Source organism: Mycobacterium sp. THU-M104 (assembly GCF_049197365.1).
GTDB lineage: Bacteria > Actinomycetota > Actinomycetes > Mycobacteriales > Mycobacteriaceae > Mycobacterium.
This window is the reverse complement of record NZ_JBMIOP010000104.1, coordinates 1-25670: the sequence shown is the minus strand read 5'-3', so window position 1 is coordinate 25670 and position 25670 is coordinate 1. Positions and strand designations below refer to the sequence as shown.

The 25670-nt window shown below is 69.4% G+C and carries 15 protein-coding genes and 2 pseudogenes; 11 read left to right on the top strand and 6 right to left on the bottom strand.

Annotated elements, in window-relative coordinates; translation table 11 throughout:
- Nucleotides 1-15: 15 nt before the first annotated feature.
- Nucleotides 16-765 carry a class I SAM-dependent methyltransferase gene (locus ACOJVU_RS09500; RefSeq protein WP_421529542.1) on the bottom strand — a complete coding sequence of 250 codons (750 nt, stop codon included), beginning with the start codon at nucleotides 763-765 and terminating at the stop codon, nucleotides 16-18.
- Between the two features lie 135 nt (nucleotides 766-900).
- Between ACOJVU_RS09500 and recC the strand changes: the two genes are divergently transcribed.
- The 10 genes from recC (at nucleotide 901) to ACOJVU_RS09450 (ending at nucleotide 17639) form a co-directional block, all read left to right on the top strand.
- On the top strand, nucleotides 901-4197 hold the full coding sequence (gene recC / locus ACOJVU_RS09495) for an exodeoxyribonuclease V subunit gamma (protein ID WP_421529541.1): 3297 nt from the start codon (nucleotides 901-903) through the stop codon (nucleotides 4195-4197).
- Complete coding sequence (gene recB / locus ACOJVU_RS09490) at nucleotides 4197-7478, top strand: exodeoxyribonuclease V subunit beta (protein ID WP_421529540.1); 3282 nt, start codon at nucleotides 4197-4199, stop codon at nucleotides 7476-7478. Before recC ends, recB begins: the two co-directional genes overlap by 1 nt.
- 53 nt (nucleotides 7479-7531) lie before the next feature.
- Nucleotides 7532-9238 (top strand): exodeoxyribonuclease V subunit alpha, encoded by a 1707-nt coding sequence (recD, locus tag ACOJVU_RS09485; RefSeq protein ID WP_421529594.1) that lies wholly within the window; start codon nucleotides 7532-7534, stop codon nucleotides 9236-9238.
- A 52-nt stretch (nucleotides 9239-9290) separates the two neighbouring features.
- Complete coding sequence (locus tag ACOJVU_RS09480) at nucleotides 9291-10076, top strand: TVP38/TMEM64 family protein (RefSeq protein ID WP_421529539.1); 786 nt, start codon at nucleotides 9291-9293, stop codon at nucleotides 10074-10076.
- 83 nt (nucleotides 10077-10159) lie between these two features.
- Nucleotides 10160-10900 carry a Crp/Fnr family transcriptional regulator gene (locus ACOJVU_RS09475; RefSeq protein ID WP_421529538.1) on the top strand — a complete coding sequence of 247 codons (741 nt, stop codon included), beginning with the start codon at nucleotides 10160-10162 and terminating at the stop codon, nucleotides 10898-10900.
- A gap of 99 nt (nucleotides 10901-10999) precedes the next feature.
- Nucleotides 11000-12682, top strand: a complete 1683-nt coding sequence (hcp, locus tag ACOJVU_RS09470) for a hydroxylamine reductase (RefSeq protein ID WP_421529537.1) — start codon at nucleotides 11000-11002, stop codon at nucleotides 12680-12682.
- A gap of 59 nt (nucleotides 12683-12741) precedes the next feature.
- Nucleotides 12742-13752, top strand: a complete 1011-nt coding sequence (locus ACOJVU_RS09465; RefSeq protein WP_421529536.1) for an FAD-binding oxidoreductase — start codon at nucleotides 12742-12744, stop codon at nucleotides 13750-13752.
- 135 nt (nucleotides 13753-13887) lie between these two features.
- Entirely contained in the window at nucleotides 13888-16215 is a 2328-nt protein-coding gene (locus ACOJVU_RS09460) for a nitric-oxide reductase large subunit (RefSeq protein WP_421529535.1), read from the top strand.
- A gap of 3 nt (nucleotides 16216-16218) precedes the next feature.
- A complete protein-coding gene (locus tag ACOJVU_RS09455; protein WP_421529534.1) occupies nucleotides 16219-16845 on the top strand; it encodes a hypothetical protein in 627 nt (208 codons plus the stop codon).
- Complete coding sequence (locus ACOJVU_RS09450) at nucleotides 16842-17639, top strand: slipin family protein (RefSeq protein WP_421529533.1); 798 nt, start codon at nucleotides 16842-16844, stop codon at nucleotides 17637-17639. Before ACOJVU_RS09455 ends, ACOJVU_RS09450 begins: the two co-directional genes overlap by 4 nt.
- A gap of 6 nt (nucleotides 17640-17645) precedes the next feature.
- Here the strand turns inward: ACOJVU_RS09450 and ACOJVU_RS09445 are convergent.
- The 3 genes and pseudogenes from ACOJVU_RS09445 to ACOJVU_RS09435 all read right to left on the bottom strand — a co-directional run.
- Nucleotides 17646-18191: pseudogene (locus ACOJVU_RS09445) on the bottom strand (MCE family protein); the annotation flags it as partial.
- Between the two features lie 250 nt (nucleotides 18192-18441).
- Nucleotides 18442-19056 (bottom strand): MCE family protein, encoded by a 615-nt coding sequence (locus ACOJVU_RS09440; RefSeq protein ID WP_421529532.1) that lies wholly within the window; start codon nucleotides 19054-19056, stop codon nucleotides 18442-18444.
- Between the two features lie 17 nt (nucleotides 19057-19073).
- Nucleotides 19074-19448: pseudogene (locus ACOJVU_RS09435) on the bottom strand (mammalian cell entry protein); the annotation flags it as partial.
- A gap of 293 nt (nucleotides 19449-19741) precedes the next feature.
- On the opposite strand from ACOJVU_RS09435, the gene ACOJVU_RS09430 reads away from it, so the two are divergent.
- Nucleotides 19742-22132, top strand: coding sequence for a lysylphosphatidylglycerol synthase domain-containing protein (locus ACOJVU_RS09430; RefSeq protein WP_421529531.1), 2391 nt, complete (start codon nucleotides 19742-19744; stop codon nucleotides 22130-22132).
- 26 nt (nucleotides 22133-22158) lie between these two features.
- Here ACOJVU_RS09430 and ACOJVU_RS09425 read toward each other — a convergent pair whose 3' ends face one another.
- Nucleotides 22159-24783 carry a GH92 family glycosyl hydrolase gene (locus ACOJVU_RS09425; protein ID WP_421529530.1) on the bottom strand — a complete coding sequence of 875 codons (2625 nt, stop codon included), beginning with the start codon at nucleotides 24781-24783 and terminating at the stop codon, nucleotides 22159-22161.
- Between the two features lie 63 nt (nucleotides 24784-24846).
- Nucleotides 24847-25670 (bottom strand): galactokinase (locus ACOJVU_RS09420; protein ID WP_421529529.1); only part of this gene is annotated, 824 nt, incomplete at its 5' end.

The following is a 25670-nucleotide window of genomic DNA, read 5'->3' as shown; positions in this document are numbered from 1 at the left end:
CCCAGCATGCCCGCGTCACGCCGGCTTGGTCGCGGTGACCACACGCGTGGCCGACCAGGGACCGCCGTACCACATACGCCACCCGAGTTCGCGGCGGCGCACGTCCTGCCAGCCCAGATCCCGCAGGTGCGAAGCGTGCCGGCGGGTTTCCCACAGGTCGGCGATGACGAGCCGCCCCCCCGGCCGCAGCACCCGGACGGCTTCGGTGAGTGCGCGCCGGCGGCCGTCGTGTCCGGCGATGTTGTGGATGGCCAGGCTGCTGACGACGACGTCGACGCTGGCGTCCGCCAGCGGTAGCGCGGTGATGTCGGCGGTGCGCACCTCGACGCGGTCGGCGACGCCTTCCCGTTCCGCGTTGGCCAGCGTGGCCCGCGATGAGTTGTCGGTCTGGTCGGCATGCCACAGGTCGACGCCGATCGCCCGTCCCCGCGGCAGCCGCTTGGCTGCGGACAGCAACACCGCGCCGCGACCACAGCCGAGGTCGAGGACCGTTTCGTCGCCACGCAGCCGCAGGTCGTCGAGCAGGCGGTTCCACACTTCGAACTTGCCGGCCCGCGTCGCATGCAGATAGAGGGCCGAACTTGCGACGATTGCCCCGGCCGACGCCCCGGCCAGCGCCGCCGTCGTCCGCTTGCCCCGAGTCCAGCTGAGCCGGGACCACAACGTCAGCGCCGCGACCTGGGCGGCGATACCCACCGCCTGGCCGCGCGCCGAGACGATGTGAAACGAACCGTCGATGCCGTAGTCACCCCGGTGTTCGGTCACAGGAGACGATCCTACGACTCGACGAGGCGCCGAAAGGCTTCATGCTCTTGTCAGCCTCTCCCGGCGCTGCAGATGGGGCAGCAGGGCGGGACAACGGCCGCGCCCTGTCGGTCCCGCCAGCTACTGTGCAGTTCGATGGCGCTTCACCTGCACCGCGCCGGGCGCACCGACCTGCTGGCCGACGGGCTCGCGGCCCTGCTGGCCGACCCGTTGCCGGACCCGTTCGCCCAGGAGCTGGTGCTGGTAGCGGCGCGCGGCGTGGAGCGCTGGCTGAGCCAGCGGCTGTCGCACGCGCTCGGGCGCCGGCCCGGCCACGACGACGGGGTGTGCGCCGGGGTCACGTTCAGAAACCCCGGGGCGCTGATCTCGGCGATTTCCGGGAACGCCGGCTCCGCCGACGACGACCCCTGGTCGCCCGACGCCATGGCATGGCCGCTGCTGCAGGTGATCGACTGTTCGCTGGACCAACCGTGGTGCCGCCCGCTGGCAACACATCTCGGCCACTTCGACACCGACGAACTGGAGGCCGAGCTGCGCCGGGCCCGCCGCTACGCGGTGGCGCGCCGGCTGGCCGGCCTGTTCGCCTCCTACGCCCGGCAACGTCCCCAGTTGCTGGCCGGGTGGCTGGACGGCGGCCCCGCCGGCGTGGACCCCGACCTGTCCTGGCAGCCGCACCTGTGGCGGGCGCTGGTGGACGTCGTGTCGGCCGATCCTCCGCACATCCGGCACGACAAGACGGTCGCCCGGCTGCGCGAGGGACCGGTTGACCTGCCGGCGCGGTTGTCGCTGTTCGGGCACACCCGGCTGGCGTGCACCGACATCGAACTGCTCGAGGCGCTGTCCACCCATCACGATCTGCACCTGTGGCTGCCGCATCCCAGCGACGCGCTGTGGCGGGCACTGGGAGGGCGGCACGGCATCGTGCCCCGGTGCGACGACGACAGCCGCGGCGCGGCGCACCACCCGCTGCTGGAGACGTTGGGACGCGACCTGCGCGAACTCCAACGCTGCCTGCCCAGCGGCCCGGCCACCGACGAATTTCTCCACGCTGCGGCCAAACCCGACACGCTGCTGGGTTGGCTGCAATCCGACATCGAGGCCAACGCGCCGCGTCCCGCCGGCCGGTCGGCCCGGCCCGGCGACCGCTCGGTGCAGGTGCATGCCTGTCACGGCCCGGCCCGTCAGGTCGACGTGCTGCGCGAAGTCCTGCTGGGCCTGCTGCAGGACGATCCGACCCTGCAGCCCCGCGACATCGTGGTGATGTGCCCGGACATCGAGAACTACGCGCCGTTGTTCGTCGCCGCCTTCGGGCTCGGCGAGACGGCGGCGGGCGAGGGCCACCCGTCGCATCAGCTGCGGGTCAGGCTGGCCGACCGCGCGCTGACCCAGACCAACCCGCTGCTGGGCGTCGCCGCCGAACTGCTGGCCCTCGCCGGCACCCGGGCCACCGCCGGCCAGGTGCTCAACCTCGCGCAGGCCGCACCGGTGCGCGCGCGGTTCGACCTCACCGACGACGACCTCGACGCGATCACCGACTGGGTGCGCGAATCCAACATCCGCTGGGGATTCGACCCGCAGCACCGCCGGCCGTACGGGCTCGGCCACGTCGTGCACAACACCTGGCGTTTCGGGTTGGACCGCATCCTGACCGGGGTGGCGATGTCCGACGACTCGCGGGCGTGGCTGGACACCGCGCTGCCGCTCGACGACGTCGGCAGCAACAAGGTCGAACTGGCCGGGCGGCTGGCCGAATTCGTCGCACGGCTGCACCACGTCACCGACAACCTCAGCGGCACCCAACCGTTGACCAGCTGGCTGGACGCGCTGATCGAGGGGGTCGCACTGCTGACCCGCCCCGACGACACCTGGCAGGAGGCTCAGCTGCAGCGCGAGTTCTCCGAGGTGCTCAGGCAGGCCGGTGCCCGCGGCTCGACACCGCTGGCGCTGGCCGACGCCCGCGCCCTGCTCGAGCAGCACCTGGCCGGGCGGCCCACCCGGGCCAATTTCCGCACCGGCACGCTGACCGTGTGCACCCTGGTGCCGATGCGCTCGGTCCCGCACCGGGTGGTGTGCCTGGTCGGGCTCGACGACAAGGTGTTCCCCCGGCACGACATCACCGACGGCGACGACGCGCTGGGCCGCGACCCGCGCACCGGCGAGCGCGACATCGGTTCGGAGGACCGTCAGTTGCTGCTCGACGCCATCGGTGCGGCCGCCGAAACCCTGGTGGTCACCTACACCGGCGCCGACGAGCACGCCGGACATCCGTGTCCGCCGGCGGTGCCGCTGGCCGAGATGCTCGACGCGCTGGACCGGACGACACCGGCGCCGGTGCGCGAGCAGGTGGTGATCCGCCATCCGCTGCAACCTTTCGACGTCCGCAACGTGAGGGTGGGCGGCCTGGTACCCGGCCGGCCGTTCACGTTCGACCCCGCCGCACTGGCAGCGGCCGAAGCCGCGACCGGGACGCGTCGCGAGCCGGCTGCGTTCCTCAGCACGCCACTGCCGGCGGTGCCCGCCGCCGATGTTTCAGTAGCCGACCTGCTGGAATTCTTCAAAGATCCGGTCAAGGGATTCTTCCGCGCGCTGGACTGGACGCTGCCGTGGGACGTCGACACCGTCGAGGATGCGATGCCGGTGGCGATCGGCGCGCTGCAGGAGTGGAAGGTCGGCGAGCGCATGCTGCACGACATGCTGGCCGGCATGCATCCGGATGACGCCGCCCACGCCGAGTGGCGCCGCGGGACGCTGCCGCCGGGCCGGCTCGGCATGCGCACGGCCACCGAGATCCGCGATCGCGCGCGCGAGCTGGCGGTGGCGGCTTTGCGGCACCGCGACAGCGACGCCGCGGCGCACGACGTCGACGTCGCCCTGGGCAATGGTCGCCGGCTCACCGGAACGGTCACAACGGTTTTCGGCGCGCGCCCGGTGTCGGTGACCTACTCCAGGCTGGCGCCCAAGCACGTACTGGCGTCGTGGATCGCACTGGTCGCGCTGGCGGCGCAGCAGCCCGACCGTGAGTGGACCGCCGTGCGCATCGGGCGCGGCAAGACCAAAAACACCATCGCGCAACGGTTGTTCGTGGCGCCGCCGGACCCGGTGGCGGTGCTGGGCGACTTGGTGGCGCTCTACGACACGGGCCGGCGGGAGCCGCTGCCGCTGCCGTTGAAGACGTCCTACGCGTGGGCGCAAGCACGCCGCGACGGCCAGGATCCGGCTCGCGCCGCGCGAGAGAAGTGGCAGGGCGACAGGCTTGCCCCCGGCGACGATGCCGAGCGGGCCCACGCGCGGGTGTGGGGCAAGGGCGCCCCGCTGTCGGTGTTGCTGGGCCCGCCCCGCGCGGGCGAGGAGGCCCACGGGGAGAACACCCGGCTGGGCGCGCTGGCGGCGCGGGTGTGGCTGCCCGTGCTGGACGGCGAGAGGGACCTGTGATGGACCGCTTCGACCTGATGGGCCCGCTGCCGCGGGATGCCTCCACCACTGTGCTGGAGGCCAGCGCCGGCACCGGCAAGACGTTCGCGCTCGCCGGTCTGGTGACCCGCTACCTCGCCGAGAACGGCGCGACGCTCGACGAGATGCTGCTGATCACCTTCAACCGCAACGCCAGCCGGGAACTGCGCGAACGGGTGCGCGACCAGATCGTGCAGGCGATCGACGCGCTGGAGGGGCGGGTGCCGCCCGGCAGCGATCTGGTCGGCCACCTGCTGTGCGCCGACGCCGACGAGCGGGCCCTGCGGCGGGCGCGGCTGCGCGACGCGCTGGCGAACTTCGACGCGGCCACCATCGCCACGACCCACGAGTTCTGCGGCTCGGTGCTGAAATCGCTTGGCGTGGCCGGCGATACCGCCGTCGGCGTCCGGTTGCAGGAGAGCCTCGACGACCTCGTCGGCGAGATCGTCGACGACCTGTACCTCGCGGAGTTCGGCCGCTGCGCCGACGAGCCGGTGCTCACCTACCCCGACGCACTGAACCTGGCCCGCACCGTGGTGGGCGACCCGTGCGCGCAGCTGCGCCCGCTCGATCCCGAGCCGGGCAGCGCCGCCGAGGCCCGGGTGCGCTTCGCCGGGGCCGTCACGGTCGAGCTCGAACACCGCAAGCGCCGGCTGGGCATCCTCAGCTACGACGACCTGCTCACCCGGCTCGCGAAAGCCCTTGACGCCCAAGACTCCCCGGCCCGCGACCGGATGCGGCAGCGCTGGCGCATCGTACTGGTCGACGAGTTCCAGGACACCGACCCCATCCAGTGGCGGGTACTCGAGTGCGCGTTCAGCGGGCACTCGACACTGATCCTGATCGGCGACCCCAAGCAAGCCATCTACGGTTTCCGCGGCGGCGACATCTACACCTACCTCAGGGCCGCCCGCAGCGCCGGGGCCCGCTTCACCCTGGACGTCAACTGGCGCAGCGACAAGGCCCTCGTCGACAGCCTGCACACCGTGCTGCGTGGCGCGACGCTGGGTCACCCGGACATCGTCGTACGCGACATCCACGCCCACCACGACGGGCACCGGCTGGCCGGCGCGCCGCACAACGCGCCGTTTCGACTGCGCGTCGTCAAACGCCGGTCACTGGGTTACACCGGCAGCACCGCCATCCCGATCGACACGCTGCGCGGGCACATTCCGCAAGACCTGGCCGCCGACATCGCGGCCCTGCTGGCCGGCGGCGCCACCTATGCGGGCAGGCCCGTCGGGGCGGGTGACATCGCGGTGATCGTCGAGCGCCACGACGACGCGCGCGCGTGCCGGGATGCGCTGGCCCAAGCGGGGGTGCCGGCCGTCTACACCGGCGACACCGATGTCTTCATGTCCCGGGCCGCCGGGGACTGGCTGTGCCTGCTGGAGGCCTTCGACGCGCCGCAGCGCAGCGGGCTGGTCCGCGCCGCCGCCTGCACCATGTTCTTCGGCGCAACCGCCGAAATCCTTGCCACCGAAGGGGACAAACTCACCGATCGGGTGGCCGGCACGCTGCGCGAATGGGCCGACCATGCCCGCCGGCGCGGGGTGGCGGCGGTGTTGGAGGCGGCCCAGCTGGGCGGCATGGGCCGTCGCGTGCTGCGCGAACGCGGCGGTGAACGGCACATGACCGATCTGGCGCACATCGCGCAGTTGCTGCACGAAACGGCGCACCGGAACGGCCTGGGCCTACCGGCGCTTCGGGACTGGCTGCGCCGTCAATGCGACGCTCGCCGGGGCGTCACCGAACGCAACCGCCGCCTCGACAGCGACGCCGCGGCCGTGCAGATCATGACGGTGTTCGTGGCCAAGGGGCTGCAGTTCCCGATCGTGTACCTGCCCTTCACGTTCAACCGCTACGTCGGTAACGGCGACATCCTGCGCTATCACGACGAGGCCGACACCCGCTGCCTGTACGTCGGCGGCAAGAGCCGCGGCCCGCACCGCCACGCGGTCGAGGAGTTGCACCGCGCCGAGGAGGCGCGCGACACCATCCGGCTCACCTACGTCGCGCTGACCCGGGCGTGCTCGCAGGTGGTGGCGTGGTGGGCGCCGAGCCGCGACGAGGTCAACGGCGGGCTCTCGCGGCTGCTTCGCGGCCGTGCCGCGGGCGACGCGACCGTGCCCGACCAGTGCGCACCACGGGTCGACGACGAGGACGCCTGGGCGGTCTTCAAGCGGTGGGAGGCCGCGGGGGGCCCGTCGGTCGAGCAGTCCGTGATCGTCCCCGCTGCGGCGGCCCGAAAGCCCGGCGCTGCAGGCGACTTGGCGGTTCGGCACTTTCACCGCACTATCGACACCGGGTGGCGACGCACGTCGTACTCGGGGCTGGTGCATGCGGCGCAGGCCTACGGCGTGGCAAGCGAACCCGAGGTCGGCGCGCGCGACGACGAAGTGGAGGCGGTCGTCTCGACCGAACCCGGCACCGTCGGTTCCGCGGACCTCCCCTCGCCGCTGGCGGCGATGCCGGGCGGTCCGGCGTTCGGCTCGCTGGTGCACGCGGCGCTGGAGACGGCCGATCCGTCGGCGGACGACCTGGCCGCCGAGTTGACCGAGCAGGTACGGCGGCAGGCGCCATGGTGGCCCGTCGACGCCGATGCCGCCGAGCTGGGTGCCGCGCTGGTGGCGATGCACGACACCCCGCTGGGACCGCTGGCCCCGGGCGCGACGTTGCGACACATCGGTGTCCGGGACCGCCTGCGCGAGCTGGACTTCGAGATCCCGCTGGCCGGGGGAGACCTGCGTGGCGCCGTACCCGAGGTGTGCCTGAGCGACGTGGGTGAGCTGCTGGGCGCGCACCTGGATGCCGCCGACCCGCTGGCGCCGTATGCCGAGCGACTGATGTCGCCGGGGTGGGGGGCGCAACCGCTGCGCGGGTACCTGGCGGGCTCGATCGACGTGATGCTGCGGCTGCCCGGGCACGGCTACCTGGTGGTCGACTACAAGACCAACAAGCTGGGCGACACCGCCGCCGACTACAGCTTCGCGCGGTTGGCCGAGGCGATGCTGCATTCGGACTACCCGCTGCAGGCGCTGCTGTATGTCGTCGTAGCGCACCGGTTCCTGCGGTGGCGCGTGTCCGGCTACGACCCGCAGACCCACCTGGGCGGGGTGCTGTACCTGTTCGTGCGGGGTATGTGCGGGGTGGGCACCCCGGTAGTCGACGGGCACCCGTGCGGCGTCTTCAGCTGGCGCGCGCCCGCCGCGCTGGTGGTGGCGCTGTCGGATCTGCTCGACCAGGGGAGGCGGGGGTCGTGACGCTCCCCGAGGCCGAGGCCGAGGTCGGGGCCGAGGCCGGGGTCGAGGTCGCCATCGGCATCACCGGCGCGCTGCGGGCCTTCAACGAGGCCGGCGTCCTAGAGTTCTCCGATATCCATGTGGCGCAACGGCTTTGCGCTTTGGGCAGGGAGCCCGACGAGCGGGTGGCATTGGCGGTGGCGCTGGCCGTGCGCGCGCTGCGGGCCGGGTCGGTGTGCCTGGACCTGCCGACGGCCGCCGAGGCGGTGGGCTTTGACGGGCTGCCGTGGCCCGAGCCCGCGGCATGGCTGTCGGCGGTACGGGGCAGCCCGCTGCTCGGTGATCCGCCGGTCCTGCGCCTGCATGAGGACCGGCTGCTCTACCTCGACCGGTACTGGCGCGAGGAGACGCACGTGCGCGACGACCTGCTCGCGCTGCTGGCCAGGGCGCCGGCGCGCGCTGTGCCCGCCCCCGATCGGCTGTTCCCCGCCGAGTACCCCGAACAGCGCCAGGCCGCCGAGATCGCGCTGTCCCAACCGGTCACGGTGCTCACCGGCGGCCCCGGCACCGGCAAGACGACCACGATCGCGCGCCTGCTGGCCCTGGCCGCCGAACGGGCCGAGCTCGCCGGCGGGCCGCGGCCCCGTATCGCGCTGGCCGCGCCGACCGGCAAGGCCGCCGCCCGGCTGCAGGAGGCGGTGGCCGACCAGTTGGCCGGGCTCGGCGCCGCCGACCGCGCGCGGCTGGCCGACCTGTGCGCGGTGACGCTGCACCGGCTGCTCGGTTCGCGGCCTGACAGCTCGACCCGGTTCCGGCACGACCGCGCCAACCGGCTGCCGCACGAGCTGATCGTCGTCGACGAGATGTCGATGGTCTCCCTGACGCTGATGGCCCGGCTGCTGGAGGCGGTTCGCCCGGACGCGCGGCTGGTGCTGGTCGGCGACGCCGACCAGCTGGCGGCGGTGGAGGCCGGCGCGGTGCTGGCCGACCTGGTGGACGGCCTGTCCGCGCGCGACGACGTCCGTGTCGCGGCGCTGCACACCTCGCACCGCTTCGGCGGGTCGATCGGCGCGCTGGCCGACGCGGTGCGCGTCGGGGACGCCGACCGGGCGCTGTCGGTGCTGCGTTCGGGTGCCTCGGACATCGAGTTCCTCGAGTCCGGGGACGGCGCGGACCCCTCGCAGCGGCTGCGTGCCGTGCTCGTGCCGCATGCGCTGCGATTGCGCGAAGCCGCCCTGCTCGGAGCCGACGACGTCGCGCTGGCACGGCTCGACGAGCACCGGTTGCTGTGCGCGCACCGGCGCGGCCCCTTCGGGGTGGCGCACTGGAACGCGACGGTGCACAGCTGGATCTGCGAGGAGACGGGTCAGCCGCCCTGGTCGCAGTGGTATGCGGGACGGCCGCTGCTGGTGACGGCCAACGACTACGGCCTGCGCATCTACAACGGCGACACCGGTGTCACCGTGGCCGGCCCGGACGGCCTGCGTGCCGTGATCGCCGGCGCGACCGGTTCCCTGAGCTTGGCCACCGGCCGCCTCGGTGACGACGTCGAGACCATGCACGCCATGACCATCCACAAAAGCCAGGGCAGCCAGGCCGACGAGGTGACGGTGCTGCTGCCCCCGCAGGATTCGCGGCTGCTGACCAGGGAGTTGTTCTACACGGCGGTGACACGCGCCAAGACCAAGGTCCGGGTGGTGGGCTCGCAGGCGTCGGTGCGTGCCGCGATCGGTCGCCGGGCGGTGCGGGCGACCGGACTGCGGCAACGACTGCGGGCCTGAACCTTCGGCATCGCGGCCCCGACGTGTGAGAATCGCGGACAGCATGGGCGACATGGTTGATGAGGGCGGCGCCGCGGCGCCGCCCCGGCGGCGCCACATCACGCGGCTCGTCGCGTTCGCGGGCTTTGTGCTGGCATTGTTCTTTCTGGTGAGCGTCGCGCGGGTCATCGACGTGGCGCAGGTGCGCCACGCGGTCGCCGCGACGGGGCCGGCCGCGCCGCTGGCCTACGTGGTCGTCTCGGCGGTGCTCGGCGCGGTGTTCGTGCCGGGCCCGATGCTCGCCGCGGGCAGCGGCCTGGTGTTCGGGCCGGTTCTGGGTGTTTGCGTGACGCTGGGGGCCACGGTGGGCACCGCGATCGTCGCCGGCTTCGTCGGCCGCCGCGCCGGCCGCAGCAGTGCGCGGGCGCTGCTGGGGCCGGTGCGCGCCGACCGGCTCGACGCACTGATCGAACACCGAGGGCTGTGGGCGGTCATGGGAGGGCGCTTCATCCCCGGCCTCTCCGACGCACTCGCCTCCTATGTGTTCGGGGCGTTCGGAGTTCCGTTGTGGCAGCTGGGCATCGGCGCGCTCATCGGTTCGCTGCCCCGGGCATTCGTCTACACGGTGCTGGGGGCCTCGATCGGCAACCTGTCGTCGCCGTTGGCGTACGCGGCGATAGCGGTGTGGTGTGTCACCGCGATCGTCGGCGTGTTCGCCGCGCGCCGTGGCGTCCGGCATTGGCGCAGTCAACGCCACCTGGGCGAAGGCGGCAGCGTCCCGGAATCGGATTGGGAGACGGGGGGCGGGCTGACGCATGCAGACCGCAGCCCCGGTCCGGATGACCACGGTGCTTGCTGACAGGAATCGTGGTCGAGTACTACGCTCACCACCGGGCCGGGCAGCGCACCGGCCACATGAGGCGTATCCGAGGGCAAGGTCAGATGAGTGCCGAGTTGCGGCGAGCTATCGGGGCTGCCCCGATGTTCGACGGGCTGGACACCGCCCACGTGGACTTCCTGGCTGCGCAGAGCCGCGCGATCTTCCTGGCCTCCGGCCAGGTGCTGTTCCGTAAAGGAACACCATCCACGGGCTTCTACCTGGTGCGCGAGGGCCTCATGCAGCTGTCGGTGTCCAATTCAGCAGGCATGGTGAAAGTCGTGGAAATCCTGCGCCCGGGCAGCGCTTTCGGCCATGCCGTCATGTTCATCCACAAGCCCTACCCGGTGGACGCCACCGCGCTGGCCGACGCGCAGCTGGTGTTCGTCCCGGCTGCCGCTGTCGACCGGGTCCTCGACGACGACCCCGCGATGGCGCGCATCATGCTGGCCTCGATGGCGCGCCGGCTGCAAAGCACGATCCAAGATATCGCCATGCTGTCTCTGCAATCGGCGACGCAGCGGATCGTGGCCTACATTCTCGGAGCGGCGGGGGCGAGAACCGATGACCCGGGTGCCGCCGCTGGTACCGCAGGTGACGCCAGCCCTGGCGCACGGTCGGCCAGCGTCGAGCTGCCCGCCATCAAACAGGTTCTCGCCTCACGGCTCGGTATGACGCCCGAGACCTTCTCCCGTGCCGTGCGCGCCCTCACCGACCGCGGACTGATCCGCCCGCACGGGGCGGTCATACAGATTCCGGACCTCCCCGCGTTGGATGCGTATGCATGCAGTCTCTCGGTTTTGTGACCACCACCACCGCGCTGACTTGATCTAGGTCAAACGCATTGCTTCCGCCGGTTTGTAGCGTGAGCGCGTCAGTTGCTCACCACCGTCGGAGGAGACCCGATGTTCTGCTACCAGTGCGAACAAACCGACCGCACCGACTCATCCAGCCGCCCCGGTCTGCTGGCCTTCGGATGCGCGAGCACGAAGGGAAACTGCGGCAAGGACGCCACCACCGCGGCCCTGCAGGACGTGCTGGTCCACGTCAATCTCGGTATCGGGCAGTATGCGTACCATGCCCGACTGCTCGGAGCGGCTGACCCGCGGTTCGCCGCGCACGCCAGTTTCGACCTGTTCACCACGCTCACGAACGTCAACTTCAACCCCACCCGGTTGATGGGACTGATCGCCGCGGCGGCCGACATGCGCGACCAGGCGAAGCTGGCGTACCAAAACGCTGCCCGTGCTGCCGGCGTGGAACCTGAACCTCTTTCCGGCCCTGCGCAGTTCGTACCGGCGACAACGCTTTCGGAGGTGATCGACCAGGCGCCCGCCGTTGGTGTGGACGCCGACCTGTCCACCCTCGGTCCCGATGTGGTCGGCCTGCGAAATCTCAATTTGTATGGCCTCAAAGGGGTTTGCGCGTACGCGCACCACGCTCATGCTCTCGGATATCGGAACGACGCGACCGACGCGGGAATCGAATCCGCGCTGGCGTTTCTGGCCGGCGCACCCACCGATCCCGACGCCCTGCTCACCCGCGCGCTGGAGCTGGGTTCGGTGAACCTGCAGGTGATGGAGATGCTCGATGCGGCCAATACCGGCAGCTTCGGCAACCCTGTGCCCACGCCAGTGCGGATCACCCCGGCGCCCGGCAAGGCCATCCTGGTGTCCGGTCATGATCTGCACGACCTGCAGAAGATCCTGGAGGCCACCGAGGGAACCGGGATCAACGTCTACACCCATGGCGAAATGCTGCCCGCGCACGGCTATCCCAGACTGCACGCCTACAGCCATCTCGCCGGCAATTACGGCGGTGCCTGGCAGGATCAACAGCGGGACTTCACCGCTTTTCCCGGGCCGATCGTGATGACCTCCAATTGCCTGATCGAACCCCGTCCGTCCTACCGCAACCGGATCTTCACCACCGGGCCGGTGGGATGGCCGGGTATCCGCCACCTCGACACCGCCGATCTGTCCCCGGTCATCAAGGCCGCACAGTCCCTGCCCGGATTCACCACTGAGGTTCCGTCGGAAACCGTCACGACCGGGTTTGCGCGCGATGCGGTCCTGTCGGTCGTCGATACCGTAATCGGAGCCGTCAAAGACGGTGCGATCAAACGCTTCCTGCTGATCGGCGGATGTGACGGCGCCGCACCGGGACGCGATTACTATACCGAGGTCGCCGACCAAGCACCCGAGGGCACGGTCCTGCTGACCCTGGGTTGCACCAAGTACCGTTTCAACACCCATGAGTTCGGTGACGTCGCCGGTATTCCCCGGCTGCTCGATCTCGGACAGTGCAATGACAGCTACTCGGCTGTGCAGATCGCGCTGGCATTGGCGAACGCTTTCGACTGCGAGGTCAACGACCTGCCGCTGAGCCTGTTCGTCTCCTGGTTCGAGCAGAAGGCCGCCGCGGTGTTGCTGACCCTGCTGTCGCTGGGAATCCGCAACATCCGTCTGGGGCCGACACTTCCGGCATTCCTGAGCCCCGCCGTGGTCGATATCCTCGTCGAGCAGTTCGCGCTCAAACCCATCGGCGATCCCGCCCGGGATCTGGCCGAGGCGATGGCAGGTGCGTGATGACCGACGTCATGGCCACGACGGTTGACACCGGATTGTCCGGCCACAAAGTTGTTTTGGTGACCACAGATGGTGAAGAGTCGCCTTTTCGCTGCGATTCGCAGACCACGGTTCTCACCGCCGCCGAGGCAGCGGGGCTGGTATTGAAGTCAACCTGCCGCACCGGCGGGTGTGGGGCATGTTCGGCCGTGCTCGCCGACGGGCAGGTGGACATGGGTACACACGACCCGGGTGTCCTCGAAGTCCCCGAGAGCGAGAACGGGATCCTGTTGTGCCGCAGCTTCCCCCGTGGCGACTGCAGGATCGATCTGCCCTACGACCGGGACGAGATCGTGCTCGCACCGCCGACACAGCATGAGGCCCGGATCACCGGCCTGGAACGGGTCGGCAACGCCGTGATGCACGTGAAAGTCGTGCTGTCGGCCGGACCCGACGGTTCATCGTCGGCGGATTTCGACTCAGGCCAGTTCGTGCGACTCACCGTCCCGGGCTGCGACGCCCGGCGCGCCTACTCGCCGGCCAACGTCGCCAACTGGGACGGCGAGCTGGACTTCTATATTCGGCTGTTGCCCGGCGGGCTGATGTCGACCTATCTCACGCAGAAAGCAGCAGTGGGCGATGTGCTCACCGTCTCCGGTCCGCAAGGGTCATTCACGCTGACCGAGAACGGACTTCGGCCCCGCTGGTTCCTCGCCGGAGGCACCGGAATATCGCCGATACTGTCGATGCTGCGCCGAATGGCCGAGTGGGGCGACCCCCAGCACACCCGTCTGTTCTTCGGTCTGACCCACCACACCGAAGTCTTCGCCCAAGACGAACTCCGCGAACTCGCCGACGCGATGCCCGGCTTTCGGGCCGACACCGTGGTCTGGCACCCAGATCCCCGATGGCCGGGCACCACCGGCAATCCTGTCGATCTCGCTGCGGCCGAGGTGCAAATGCTCGGCGAAAGTCCCGACGTCTACGTGTGCGGACCGCCGCCCATGATCGAGGCCGCCTACGCCGTGCTCACCGCGGCCGGTGTGCCGCGCGGACAGATCTATGCCGAAACGTTTGTCACCACGGCCTGAAACCCTGTTGAGGCAGCGATATCGACGCCCGGACAGCCACTGGTGGTTCTCATTAGATGCGACGCCGCGTATTGTGGCGTCGTCGCGTTCCGCATACCTGCCGATAGACCACCCCTCGCGAAAGAAGTCATCGCCATGGCAGCACAGTCGACACCGTCATCACCGACCGATCAGTCATCGCCGCAGCCGTTGGTCGGGAGAGGATGGATTCAGGGCGTCGCCCTGGTCATGATCTTCGGCTTTCTGGTGATGGGCATTCTGGCCTACCGCACCTACTCGGCGTCCATGCCGCTGCCGGACAAGGTCGTCAGCGAATCTGGCCAACTGTTGTTCACCGGTGCCGACATCACCCGGGGCCAGGAGATCTACCAGGCCCGCGGACTGATGGAGTACGGGTCGGTGCTCGGCCACGGCGCCTACCTCGGACCCGATTACACCGCCGAATACCTTCGGCGGGCCACCGACGACGTCGCTGATCAACTGCGCGCGCGGGGAGCGAAAGATCCCCGGGACCGGGTGGTCACCGAATTCCGGACCAACCGCTACAACCCGGCCACCAAGACACTGGTGTTGACCGCCCGACAGGCGGCCGCATTCGGCCACATCCGAAACTATTACGCAGCCTATTTCGGGGAGAAGTCCACCAAATACGGACTATTGCCGCAGATGATCACCGACAAGGCGCAGATCCGCGACCTGACAGCGTTTTTCGCGTGGACGGCGTGGGCAGCCGCGGCCGAGCGCCCGGGCCACAAGTACAGCTACACCAACAACTGGCCGGCCGAGCCGCGCGTGGACAACGGTCCGACGGCACCGGTGATCGTGTGGTCGGTGCTGTCACTGATCGCGTTGCTGGGCGGCATCGGGATCATGTTCGCGGTCTACGGGCGCTGGAGCCAAAAAGTGGGCTGGCACAGCGCCGAGGCGTCCACGCTGTCGTTCCGGCAACCCGGCGAGGTGAGCCTGACGCCGGCGCAGCGGGCCACCATCTGGTTCTTCGCGATCGTGTCGGTGCTGTTCTTGGCGCAGACATTGCTGGGAGCGGCCGCCGAGCACTACCGGGCGGACTTGTCGACGTTCTTCGGCCTGGATCTGGCCCGGGTGCTGCCCTACAACCTGGCCCGCACCTGGCATGTGCAGTTGTCGCTGTTCTGGACCGCGGCGGCGTTTCTGGCGGGCGGCATCTTCCTGGTGCCCTTCATCGCCCGCCGCGAGCCGCGCCGCCAAGGTGTTCTGGCCTACGTGCTGCTGGGCGCGGTGGCACTGGTGGTGTTCGGCTCCCTGATCTGTGAGGCACTGTCCATCTACGGAGTGATCCCGCACGGCTCGCTGTTCTCCCAGCAGTGGGAGTATCTCGACCTGCCGCGGCTCTGGCAGATCCTGCTGATCGTCGGCATGTTCGTGTGGATCGCCATCATCTGGCGCGGAATGCGCGCCAGGCTCAAAGGCGAGCCGAAGATGAACATGCCGTGGCTGCTCTTCTTCTCCGGCCTGGCGATCCCGGCCTTCTACACCGTCGGGCTACTGGCCGGCAGCGACACCCACTACACCGTCGCCGAATTCTGGCGGTTCTGGGTGGTGCACCTGTGGGTCGAGGACTTCCTCGAACTGTTCACCACCGTGATGGTGGCCTACATGTTCGTGCTGCTGGGTGTGGTGCGCGAACGGATAGCGCTGGGCGTGATCTTCCTCGATGTGATCCTGTATTCCGCCGGCGGCGTCATCGGCACCATGCACCACCTGTACTTCTCGGGCACCCCGGTGGAACACATGGCGCTGGGAGCGTTCTTCTCCGCCGCCGAGGTCATCCCGTTGACCTTCCTGACCGTGGAGGCCTGGGCTTTCTTGCAGCTGGGCGCGCGCCAGCAATCCGGCGACGCCGCACCCTTCCCACATCGCTGGGCGGTCATGTTCCTCGTTGCCGTCGGTTTCTGGAACTTCCTGGGCGCGGGCATCTTCGGATTCCTGATCAACCTGCCGATCGTGTCCTACTACGAGATCGGCACCGCGCTGACGGCCAACCACGCGCACGGCGCGATGATGGGCGTGTACGGCATGCTGGCCGTCGGCCTGGCGATGTTCGCATTCCGCTACGTGATCCCGGCCGACAAATGGCCGGAGAAATGGGCGCGACTTTCGTTCTGGTGCCTCAACATCGGCTTGGCCTGGATGGTGTTCGTCACCCTGTTGCCGCTGGGTGTGCTGCAGCTCTACCACTCGGTCAGCGACGGCTACTTCGAGGCGCGGTCGCTGGGTTACATCACCAGGCCCGGCAACGCGGTGATCGAATGGCTCCGAATGCCCGGTGATCTGATCTTCATCCTCGGCGGTGTGTTGCCATTTGTCTGGATAGCCTGGACTGCGCTGCGCAACTTCCGCTCCGGTTCGACGGTTCAGGAGCTGCCCGATCACCCGCTCTACACCGAGTCGCAGACCAGCGACATCGTGCCCGTGAAGGATTGATCGGTGGCTCAGCCGGCTACCTCGGTATGGCTGATCGCCGGGTATTCACTGGCTCTGGTGGCCATCGGGTGGAGTTTCGACGCGATGGCGCGGCGGGCCTCGGAGCGCGCGGCCCGCTGGCGCACGGGACGATTCGCCTATCGGCCCGACCACGACGCCTGGGTATGCCCCCAGGACCACTGGCTGTGGCCGAGCTCGTTCGATCCGCACCACAGGGTCATGCGGTATCGGGCGCAGCCGATAGTATGCAACAGCTGCCCCGTCAAGTCCCGCTGCACGACATCGGATCACGGCCGCGAGATCAGCCGCGAGATCGACCCGTGGCCACATTCGGATGCGGGGCGATTCCACCGGGGGATCGCGTGCTGTGTGGCCGCGTTCGGAGTGGTGCTGCCGCTGGCGACCTTGATCGCCAGCCATTCGGTCAGTGACGCGCTGGTCTTGGTGGGCACCGTGCTGATCGTGGTGCTGCTGGGGCTGCCGCTGGCCCGTCACCTGTGGAACACCCCTTCCAACGCGCCCGACCACCTGCCGCACCGCACGGCAATGGAGGATCAGGTGGCCGCCGCCGTCGACCGATATTCGACCCGTTGGGGCGGTTGGGAAGACAAGGAGGACAAAACATCGTGACCGGACTGGTGATCGGTCTGCTCGCCGCCGGTATCGTCGTGTTGGCTGGACTTGCGCTGCTGTCGCTGGCCGTGCTGCGCGAATACGAACGCGGAGTGGTGTTCCGCATGGGTCACGTGCGCCCGCTGTATCTTCCAGGCCTGTGCGTCCTGATTCCATTACTGGACAAGATGATACGGGTCGATCAACGCCTTGTGACACTGACCATCCCGCCGCAGGAGGTGATCACCCGCGACAACGTGCCGGCCCGGGTCAACGCGGTCGTCATGTTCCAGGTGATGGATCCGCTCAAAGCGATCCTGGAGGTGGAGAATTATGCGGTCGCGACTTCCCAGATCGCTCAGACGACGCTGCGTTCGCTGCTGGGGCGCGCTGACCTGGACACGTTGCTGGCCCACCGCGAAGACCTCAACAGTGACCTGCGCACGATCATCGAAAAGCAAACCGAGCCATGGGGTATCCAGGTGCGCGTGGTCGAGATCAAAGACGTCGAGATACCCGAGTCGATGCAGCGCGCGATGGCCCGCGAGGCCGAAGCCGAACGGGAACGCCGAGCCAAAGTCATCAACGCCCACGGCGAACTCCAAGCGTCCGAGGAGCTGCGGGCAGCCGCCGAGACCTTGTCGAAAAACCCGGCTTCACTGCAATTGCGCTATCTGCAGACACTTCTCGAGCTGGGCGCAGATCAGAACTCGACAGTGGTCTTCCCGCTGCCGGTCGACATCATCACCCCGTTTTTGAGACACCCGGAAAAGTTTCGGGACATCATCACCGCGGTGGACGACGACCGCTGATCGCGCTCAGAACGTGCGCCCGAGCATTTCCTTCCACCCGTCATCCCCGACATGACTCGAGTTGTCCACGGAATAAACCACACCGTCAGGACCGACGGCCTTGCCGCTGCGCACGTCGTACAACGCGGGCGGGACCGCGGTGGGAGTGTAGACACACGGGTTGGGCTGTTGGCCGTTGCACTCGACGGTCCCCAACCCCGGCCGCTGCGGCGTATCGCTGAGTGGCGGGGGCGTGCCGGGCAGCCGGTCCGAGGGCAGCGGGTTGAGGCCGTTGTCGACCGACGGAGCCGGAATCATCCTGCCCGGCTTCACCGGCTGGTCGCAACGCGCGCCCGGCGCGGGGCAGGTGAGGATCTGATCGGGATCTCCGTACCACGGATTGGTACCCATCGGCGCGTAGGGTGTGGAGCTGCGGCACTGTCGTGGGGTCGCGACGCGCTTGCCGGGCACGTCCGCGCACGGGTAATTACGCCCTCCGCGAACCACATTCGCCCGGCGGGGGCGCAGCCGCTCCTCGGAATACGCCACCTTCTTGGGCAAGGTGGCCGGCGAGTTGAAGAGGTTCGCGCCGGCGGGAAAGTAGTTGAACTTGACGGCGTCCAGCACCGGGGCCAGATACTGCGCGCACAGCTCGGCCGAGTCCTGGCAGCCCAGCCGGCGGCCCGCCTGGATGGCACTGCAGACGAACTGCAGTGGGTTGGCGAAGTTCGGAAAAGCGAACAGGCCCACCAGCGAGCTGCTCAGCTGGTGGCAGAGGTTGTTGAAGTTGCCCGCGAAGGTGGGCAGCACATGCAGCGCGGTTTCAAGGCCGTCGCGCGGCTCGGAGGCCGAGGATCGCGGTCGTCACGTCGGCGAGGTTGCCGACATCGTGGCTCAGCACGGATCTGTTGTCGCTCAGAAATTTCCGCGCGGCTGCCGAAACGTCGTCGATGTGTCCGACGGTGTCGGCCACGTCACGGTCGGATTTGGTGAACCAGCCGGTGAACTCGGCGAGGTCGGCGTTGAGTGCGACGAACTGTCGGTCGTTCTGGTGCAGCGCGCTGACGAACTGCGCCAGGCTTCGCGTGATCGCGACGAAGTCGCCCCGGCCCTCGTTCAGCGCGGTCAGCGCCTGCGACAGGTTGTTCAGGGTGTCGTTGACCTGCTTGCCTTTTCCGGCCAGATTGTCAGCCGCCTTGTCGACGACCTCACCGAACGGACCTTTCGGCTGCCGCGCCGTCGGGCTGAGTTGACGCAGGATCCCGTTGAGGGAATCGCGCAGCTGATCCCACTCGACGGGCACCTGGGTGCGCTCGATCGGGACACCGCTCCGTCCTCGAGCACCGGCCCGCCGGTGTAGGGCGGTGAGAGCTGGATGGTGCGCGACGCCACCAGACTGGGGTTCAGGATCGATGCCGTGGCCCGGGCGAGTGCTCATGGGTTGTCACCGCCTGTCAACGGGTCCCTCCGTGCGCCCGGCGGCGCGTGCGCCGCCAGGGGAACGCCGCTGCCCGGGACGTCCGGCGGCGTGTCGCCGGGCCGCGCCGCACTCGGTATCCCCGGTGTGGGCGGCGTCCCACCCGGATGGGGCGGCGACGCCTGGATGTCGGGCGGCGTGGGGAAGCCGCCCGCGTCGGTACCGAGGGGGTCTTGGTCGGACACCATGCAGGGCAGCGGGTTCCAGGGCCGCGGCAACGCATCGGCCGGCGGCGCGTACGAGCAAGGCGATCCCGGCCCGACGGCGGACCCCGGGTGATCCGGAGTGCCCCCCAGCGCCGGCGGCGCCTGGTAGGGCGTGGTGGTCTGCCCCGATGGAAGGATGCCGTTGGGCTGCAACGGTTCTGAGCCGCGTGGTTGGATCTGCATGTTCTTGCGTCCGAGAAAGGTGTCGGTGCGGACCGCCACGCGGCTTTGCGTCCCGATCCGTTTGCCGGGCAACGAGAATCCGATCAAGACCCGGTTCCCGCGGAGCGGCAAGTGTGGCTTCCCATTGTACAGACGTCAACTGGCCAGACCACTGGTGCGTCCTTACCCGGCCGGCCGTTGTGCGGCGCGGGTTAGGGTGACGCCGGGCCGCCGCGCGTGCGGCGCCGATCCGAAGGACCTCAGGGGACACTGGGAGCATGCGAGTCGACGGGTGCGACATCGGCGTTTCCGGCAGCTTGCTGCAACCGCTGATCCGGCGTACCAACGATATCCTGCGACTGGTTCTGGCCGCGGCGTTCCTTGCCACCGTGATCACCAGTTCGCTGATCACCCGGCCCGACTGGGTCTCGCTGGAGAGATCTGTCTCGCAGATCGTCGGCGTGTTGTCACCCGCGCAGTCCGACGCGGTTTACCTGGTGTACGGGTTGGCGATCGTGGCGCTGCCGTTCGTGATCCTGATGGGCCTGATCGTCTCGCGCCAGTGGAAGCTGCTGGGCGCCTATGCGGGCGCCGGGATGGCCTCCATCGTCCTGTTGACGATCACCAGCAACCACATCGCGGCACCCCGCTGGCACTTCGAGTTGTCCGACCGGCTCACCACGGTGCCCGCCCAGTTCCTCGACGACCCCCGGTGGATCGCGATGCTGGCGGCCGTCCTTACCGTGTCGGGCCCCTGGCTGCCGGCGCGCTGGCGGCACTGGTGGTGGGCGCTGCTGCTCGCCTTCGTGCCGATCCACCTGGTCATCAGTGCCATCGTGCCGGCCCGCTCACTGCTGGGGCTGGCAGTGGGATGGCTGGTCGGTGCGCTGGTGGTCCTGGTTGTCGGCACGCCGGCCCTCGAGGTGCCGCTGGACGGCGCAGTCCGGGCGATGGCCGGCCGCGGGTTCTTCGTGTCGCAGCTGACCGTGGTCCGGCCGGCCGGCGCGGGGCCGCTGGTGCTGCGGGCCGCGTCGTCCGATCCCGACTCGGCGGTGGCAGCCTCGGCGGTGATGGAGTTGTACGGGCCCCATCAACGCAGCGGGGGGGCACTACGCCAGATCTGGCGAAAGGTGCGCCTGCGCGACGACGAGACCGCCCCCCTGGTGGCCTCGATGCGCCGCGCCGTGGAGCATCGCGCGCTGATGGCCATCGCCATCGGCGATGCGGGGCTCGCCAACACCTCCACGATCGCCGTGACGCCGTTGGCGCGGGGATGGATGCTGCACGCCCACACTCCGGTTCGCGGCGGGCCGCTCGACGAGTATGCCCACGAGGTCCCCGTCGCCCGGGTGTGGGAGGCGCTGCGCACGCTGCACGACCACCAGATATCCCACGGGGACCTGCGTGGCCACGAGATCACCGCCGACGACGGCGCGGTGCTGTTCGGCGGCTTCGGCGTCGCCGAATTCGGTGCCACCGACGCCCAGTTCCAGTCCGACCTCGCCCAACTGCTCGTGACGACGACGGGACTGTACGGCGCGGGGCCCGCGGTCGGCGCGGCGATCCACGCGTTCGGCAGGGACGCCGTCCTGACTGCCTCGCGCCGGCTCACGAAAATCGCTGTGCCCACAAGGCTCCGGAAGTCGCTGCCGAACTCCGGCGCCCTCATCTCCGGCGCCCGCAGCGAGGTGAAGCGGCAAACGGGCGCCGACCAGATCCAACCGGAAACCATCACCCGGTTCACCCGCGGCCAGCTGATCCAGCTGGTTCTGTTCGGCGCGCTCGTCTATGTCGCCTATCCCTTCATCAGCACCGTGCCGACGTTTTTCTCCGAGCTGTGGACCGCGAACTGGTGGTGGGCCCTGCTGGGGCTGCTGATATCGGCGGCGACCTACGTGGGTGCGGCGGCCGCGTTGTGGGCCAGCGCCGACGAATCGGTGAACTTCTGGAGGCTCTCGATCGCGCAGGTGGCCAACACGTTCGCCGCGACCACCACGCCCGCCGGCGTCGGCGGACTGGCGCTGAGCACACGGTACTTGCAGAAGGGCGCAGGGCTGTCGGCGGTGCGAGCCACCACGGCCGTGGCGCTGCAACAATCGGTGCAGGTGATCATGCACCTGGTGCTGCTGATCTTGTTCAGCACCCTGGCCGGCGCGTCGACGGACCTTTCCCACTTCGTCCCGACCGCCACCGTGCTGTACCTGATCGCAGGCGTGGCGCTGGGCATCGCGGGCACGTTCCTGTTCGTGCCGACGCTGCGGCGCTGGCTGGCCACCGACGTGCGCCCGAAGTTGCAGGAGCTGAGCGGCGACCTCATCGAAGTCGCCCGCGAACCCAAACGGCTGAGTTTGATCGTACTCGGCTGTGCCGGAACGACACTGGGGGCCGCATTGGCGCTGTGGACCAGCATCGAAGCCTTCGGCGGCGGCGCGTCCCTTGTCAGTGTCACCGTGGTGACGATGGTCGGTGGAACGCTGGCCTCCGCCGCCCCCACACCCGGCGGCGTCGGGGCCGTCGAGGCCGCCCTGATCGGTGGGCTGGCCGCATTCGGTGTGCCCGCGGCCATCGGCGTGCCGTCGGTGCTGCTGTATCGGGTGCTCACCTGCTGGCTGCCGGTGTTCGCCGGCTGGCCGGTGATGCGCTGGCTGACGAAACACCAACTGATCTGACGCCCGGTTCCCGATGGGCCGCATAGCTATTCGGCGGCGCTCGCCACCACCAGCACCACCGATTTGCGGACGCTGCGCCCGACCGTGGTGGTGAGAAAGACCGGGTAGTAGTCCTCGGGCACCGACGGTGTCAGGGTGATCGCGACGCCGGCGGTGGCCGCACCGTCTTGGCCGAACTCCCCGAACGACCGTGACGGTGCGATCCCCGGCTCGGGCGAGACCCCGGTGACGGTGTAGTCGCCGGGGCCGTCGGTCATGCGCTGCAGGTCGACTTTCACCGTGCCTGTCCCGCCGGGGGCGATCCTGACAACCGGCCGCGGGATGTTGACGGTCACCGCCGAAGCGCCCGTTCCGAATGACGGTCCGGCGCTGGATTCGGTGGTGCCCCAGTGCCTGTCGGGATATTTGGCGAGCGAGAAACTCAGCTCACCACCGGTGCGGACGATCGATTCCGGAAGAAAGGTGTGCTCGGTGGGCCGGCCGTCCACCCTCAGGCCGCTGACATACCTCAGGTGGCCGGGCCCGGAGGCGCCCGGGGCGCTCATCCGAATGGACCTGCCTCCGGGTAGCCCGATCACGGCCCGGTCGAACAGCGGCGCTGACACGCTGAGGACCGGCACCGCCGGGATGCCCGGATACAGTCCGAGTGCGGCCCACACGTACCAGCTGGACAGCGCGCCGAGATCGTCGTTGCCCGGCTCACCGTCGGGCGTCGGCCCGTACAGCCCACGCACCCGGTCGACCGTGAGCTGGGTCTTCCACGGCTGGCCAACGTAGTTGTACAGCCACGGAACGCCGAAGCTCGGCTCGTTACCGGCCCACAGATACGGCTCGTTGGGACCCTCGTTGAGCTTCGTGGTGAACCGGTCGAGCCGGCCGGCCACCCGGTTCCGCCCACCCAGGGCGGTCACCAGCCCGGCGATGTTGTGTGGCACCGACCAGACATACTGTTCGGCGTTGCCCTCGTCGTACCCGTCCTGGCCGAAGCCCTCGGAGTCGATGAATCCCGGTCCGGAGCCGAAGAATCCCATCGTGCTGCGGGGCGAGATGTAGCGGGTGCTGGGATTGAACAGGTTCTGCCAGTACTGCGCCCGGCGTCCGAATTCGGCCGCGGTTGCGGTGTCTCCGAGCGCGCCCGCGAATCGGGAGATGGCGAAGTCGTCGATCGACCATTCCAGCGTGATCGAGGCGTCGGCGATGCGGCCCCCGGTGCGGAATTCCAGGCTGAACGGCGCGTAGCGCAATGCCTGGTAGGTGGCGATGCCCGGCCGTTCCACGTAGCCGTTGAGCCCGACTCCCCCGGTGGTCGCCGCCTCGACCATGTAGCGCAACGCCGTTCGTCGGTCGAAGTTCGCACCGCCGTAGGCGTAGAAGTTCGCGATGAGCGGCACGACACTGTCCCCGGTCATCTCCCCGGTCGCGGAATTGGCCAGCGCCCAGCGGGGCAGCGCGCCGCTCTGGGTGGCGTCGTTGACCAGCGATTGGGCCATGTCGCCGGCCTGCTGCGGGAAAAGCAGCGCCTGCAGGGCCGCCAGGCAGCGGTAGGTGTCCCAGTCGGAGAAGTTCGCGTACTGGGTGTGCCCGTCGGGCACGGTATGGATGGCGCCGTCGAAGCCCAGGTAGCGTCCGTCGGCGTCGTTGAAGGTGTTGGGATGCAGCAGCGAATGGTAGAGCGCGGCGTAGAAGGTCTTCAGTGTTCCGGTGTCCCTGCCGGCCACCGCGATTCGGGACAGGGTGGCATTCCATTGCGCCGAGGCGGCGGCGCGGGTGCCGTCGAAGCCGTCCACGTTCTCGGCGTCCAGATTCGCCCGGGCGCCGTCGATGCTGACGTAGGAGATCGCGGTGCGCACCTCGACCTGGGAGCCGGACGGGAACTCCACGTATCCCCCGCTGTAGGGCGAGGCCGCGTCGCGGGCGCCGGCATAGATCCAGTAGCCGTCCCAGGTGCCGTGGGAGGTGAAGGGCCGGTTGAATTTCATCGCGAAATACACCGTGTAGGTGTTGGGTTTGCCGCAGAATCCGCCGCTGGTCGCCCAGCCCGTGATCGTGGTGTTGTCCTCGCCGATCTGGATGGTCGCGCGGGAGTTGCCGGCCAGCGACGCACCGGAGCGCACGTGGAACAAGGCGGGCCGGCCGTCGTCGGGGTAGTGGACCCGGGCCACACCGGTGCGGGTGGTGGCGGTCAGTTCGGCGCTCACCCCGGTGTCGGGGAACCGCACCCGGTAATAGCCCGGCTCGCCCACCTCGGTGTCGTCGTGGGCGATCGTCTCCCAGGCGTTCCACGGCTGCGAGCCGAGCGCGGTGGTGGTCGGCAGCATCGAGATGTCGCCGAAGGCGGCGCAGCCGACCGAGGCGTGGGTCATGCTGAACCCGGTGGAACGCGGGTTGTCGTAGTTGTAGCCGGCGTAGTTGCCGACGGTGTCCGGTGAGTACTGCACCATGCCGAACGGCACCGCCGGGCCGGGGAAGTTGTTGATCTCGCCGACTGTCTCGCCACCGGTGCCCGTGCCGATCAGGGTGTCGACGTAGTCGGCGGGATTGGTGACGAGCTTGGGCTCGCCCTCGTAGGCGGTGGGCGGTGCCGCTGCGACGAACGTCAGGAACACCGCCGTCACCACCACCAGCGCGGTGAAGGCGCTTCGTGACCGCATAGCTGTTCCTTACCCCACGGCGGCGGTGTCGCGTGGCCGTTTCGGCAAGCCGGCGGCACTCACCTAACCGGGCCCGGCGCCCGCGGCCGCGCGGGTACGGGCGATCACCGGCTCACCGAACCCCGCGGCACGCACGTCCCGTCGCACCGCGTCGGAAACCGCTTGCACCAGCCCGGTCGGCACCAACGCGATCACACACCCGCCGAATCCGCCACCGGTCATCCGCGCCCCCAGGGCGCCCGCGCGCACTGCGGAGTCGGCGATCAGGTCGATGTGGCCGGTGGTGATCCCGAAATCGTCGCGCATGGACACGTGCGACGCGGTGAATATCCGACCCGCCTCGGCGAAGTCGGACTCGCCAAGCGCGGCAACGCAATCGAGCACCCGAAGGTTCTCGGTCAGCACATGCCGGGCACGGCGCGCGTCGATCGGGTCGGCTACCGCGGCCACCGTCGCAGGCCCGCGTTCCTGGGCGTCGCGCAGCGTCGGCACCCCGAGGTCGGCGGCCGCGCGCTGGCACGACGCGCGCCGCGCCGCGTAGTCTCCGCCGGCATGCCGGTGCCGGGCCCGCGAGTCGATCACCAGCAGCGCGACACCCGCCGCGTCGGGGTCGAAGGCCACGGGTGCGACGGTGAGGTCGCGGAAGTCGACCAGCAGCGCCGCCGCCGGCGCACCGCACAGCGAGGCCAGCTGATCGAGCAAACCGGTGGGGGCGCCGACGTAGTCATTTTCGGCGCGCTGAGACAGCCGGGCCCGCTCGAGGGGCTCGATGCGCAGACCCGCCGCCGAAGCGATCGCGCCCAGCACCGCGCATTCCAGCGCCGCCGAGGACGACAGACCCGAGCCCATCTCCACCTCACTGGTGATCGCCATCGCGCCGCCCGGCA

Coding starts and splice junctions, on each gene's coding strand:
- recC (WP_421529541.1), top strand. CDS start 901: ATGGCGCTTCACCTGCACCGCGCCGGGCGCACCGACCTGCTGGCCGAC.
- recB (WP_421529540.1), top strand. CDS start 4,197: ATGGACCGCTTCGACCTGATGGGCCCGCTGCCGCGGGATGCCTCCACC.
- ACOJVU_RS09480 (WP_421529539.1), top strand. CDS start 9,291: ATGGTTGATGAGGGCGGCGCCGCGGCGCCGCCCCGGCGGCGCCACATC.
- ACOJVU_RS09475 (WP_421529538.1), top strand. CDS start 10,160: ATGAGTGCCGAGTTGCGGCGAGCTATCGGGGCTGCCCCGATGTTCGAC.
- hcp (WP_421529537.1), top strand. CDS start 11,000: ATGTTCTGCTACCAGTGCGAACAAACCGACCGCACCGACTCATCCAGC.
- ACOJVU_RS09460 (WP_421529535.1), top strand. CDS start 13,888: ATGGCAGCACAGTCGACACCGTCATCACCGACCGATCAGTCATCGCCG.
- ACOJVU_RS09440 (WP_421529532.1), bottom strand. CDS start 19,056: ATGAGCACTCGCCCGGGCCACGGCATCGATCCTGAACCCCAGTCTGGT.
- ACOJVU_RS09430 (WP_421529531.1), top strand. CDS start 19,742: ATGCGAGTCGACGGGTGCGACATCGGCGTTTCCGGCAGCTTGCTGCAA.
- ACOJVU_RS09425 (WP_421529530.1), bottom strand. CDS start 24,783: ATGCGGTCACGAAGCGCCTTCACCGCGCTGGTGGTGGTGACGGCGGTG.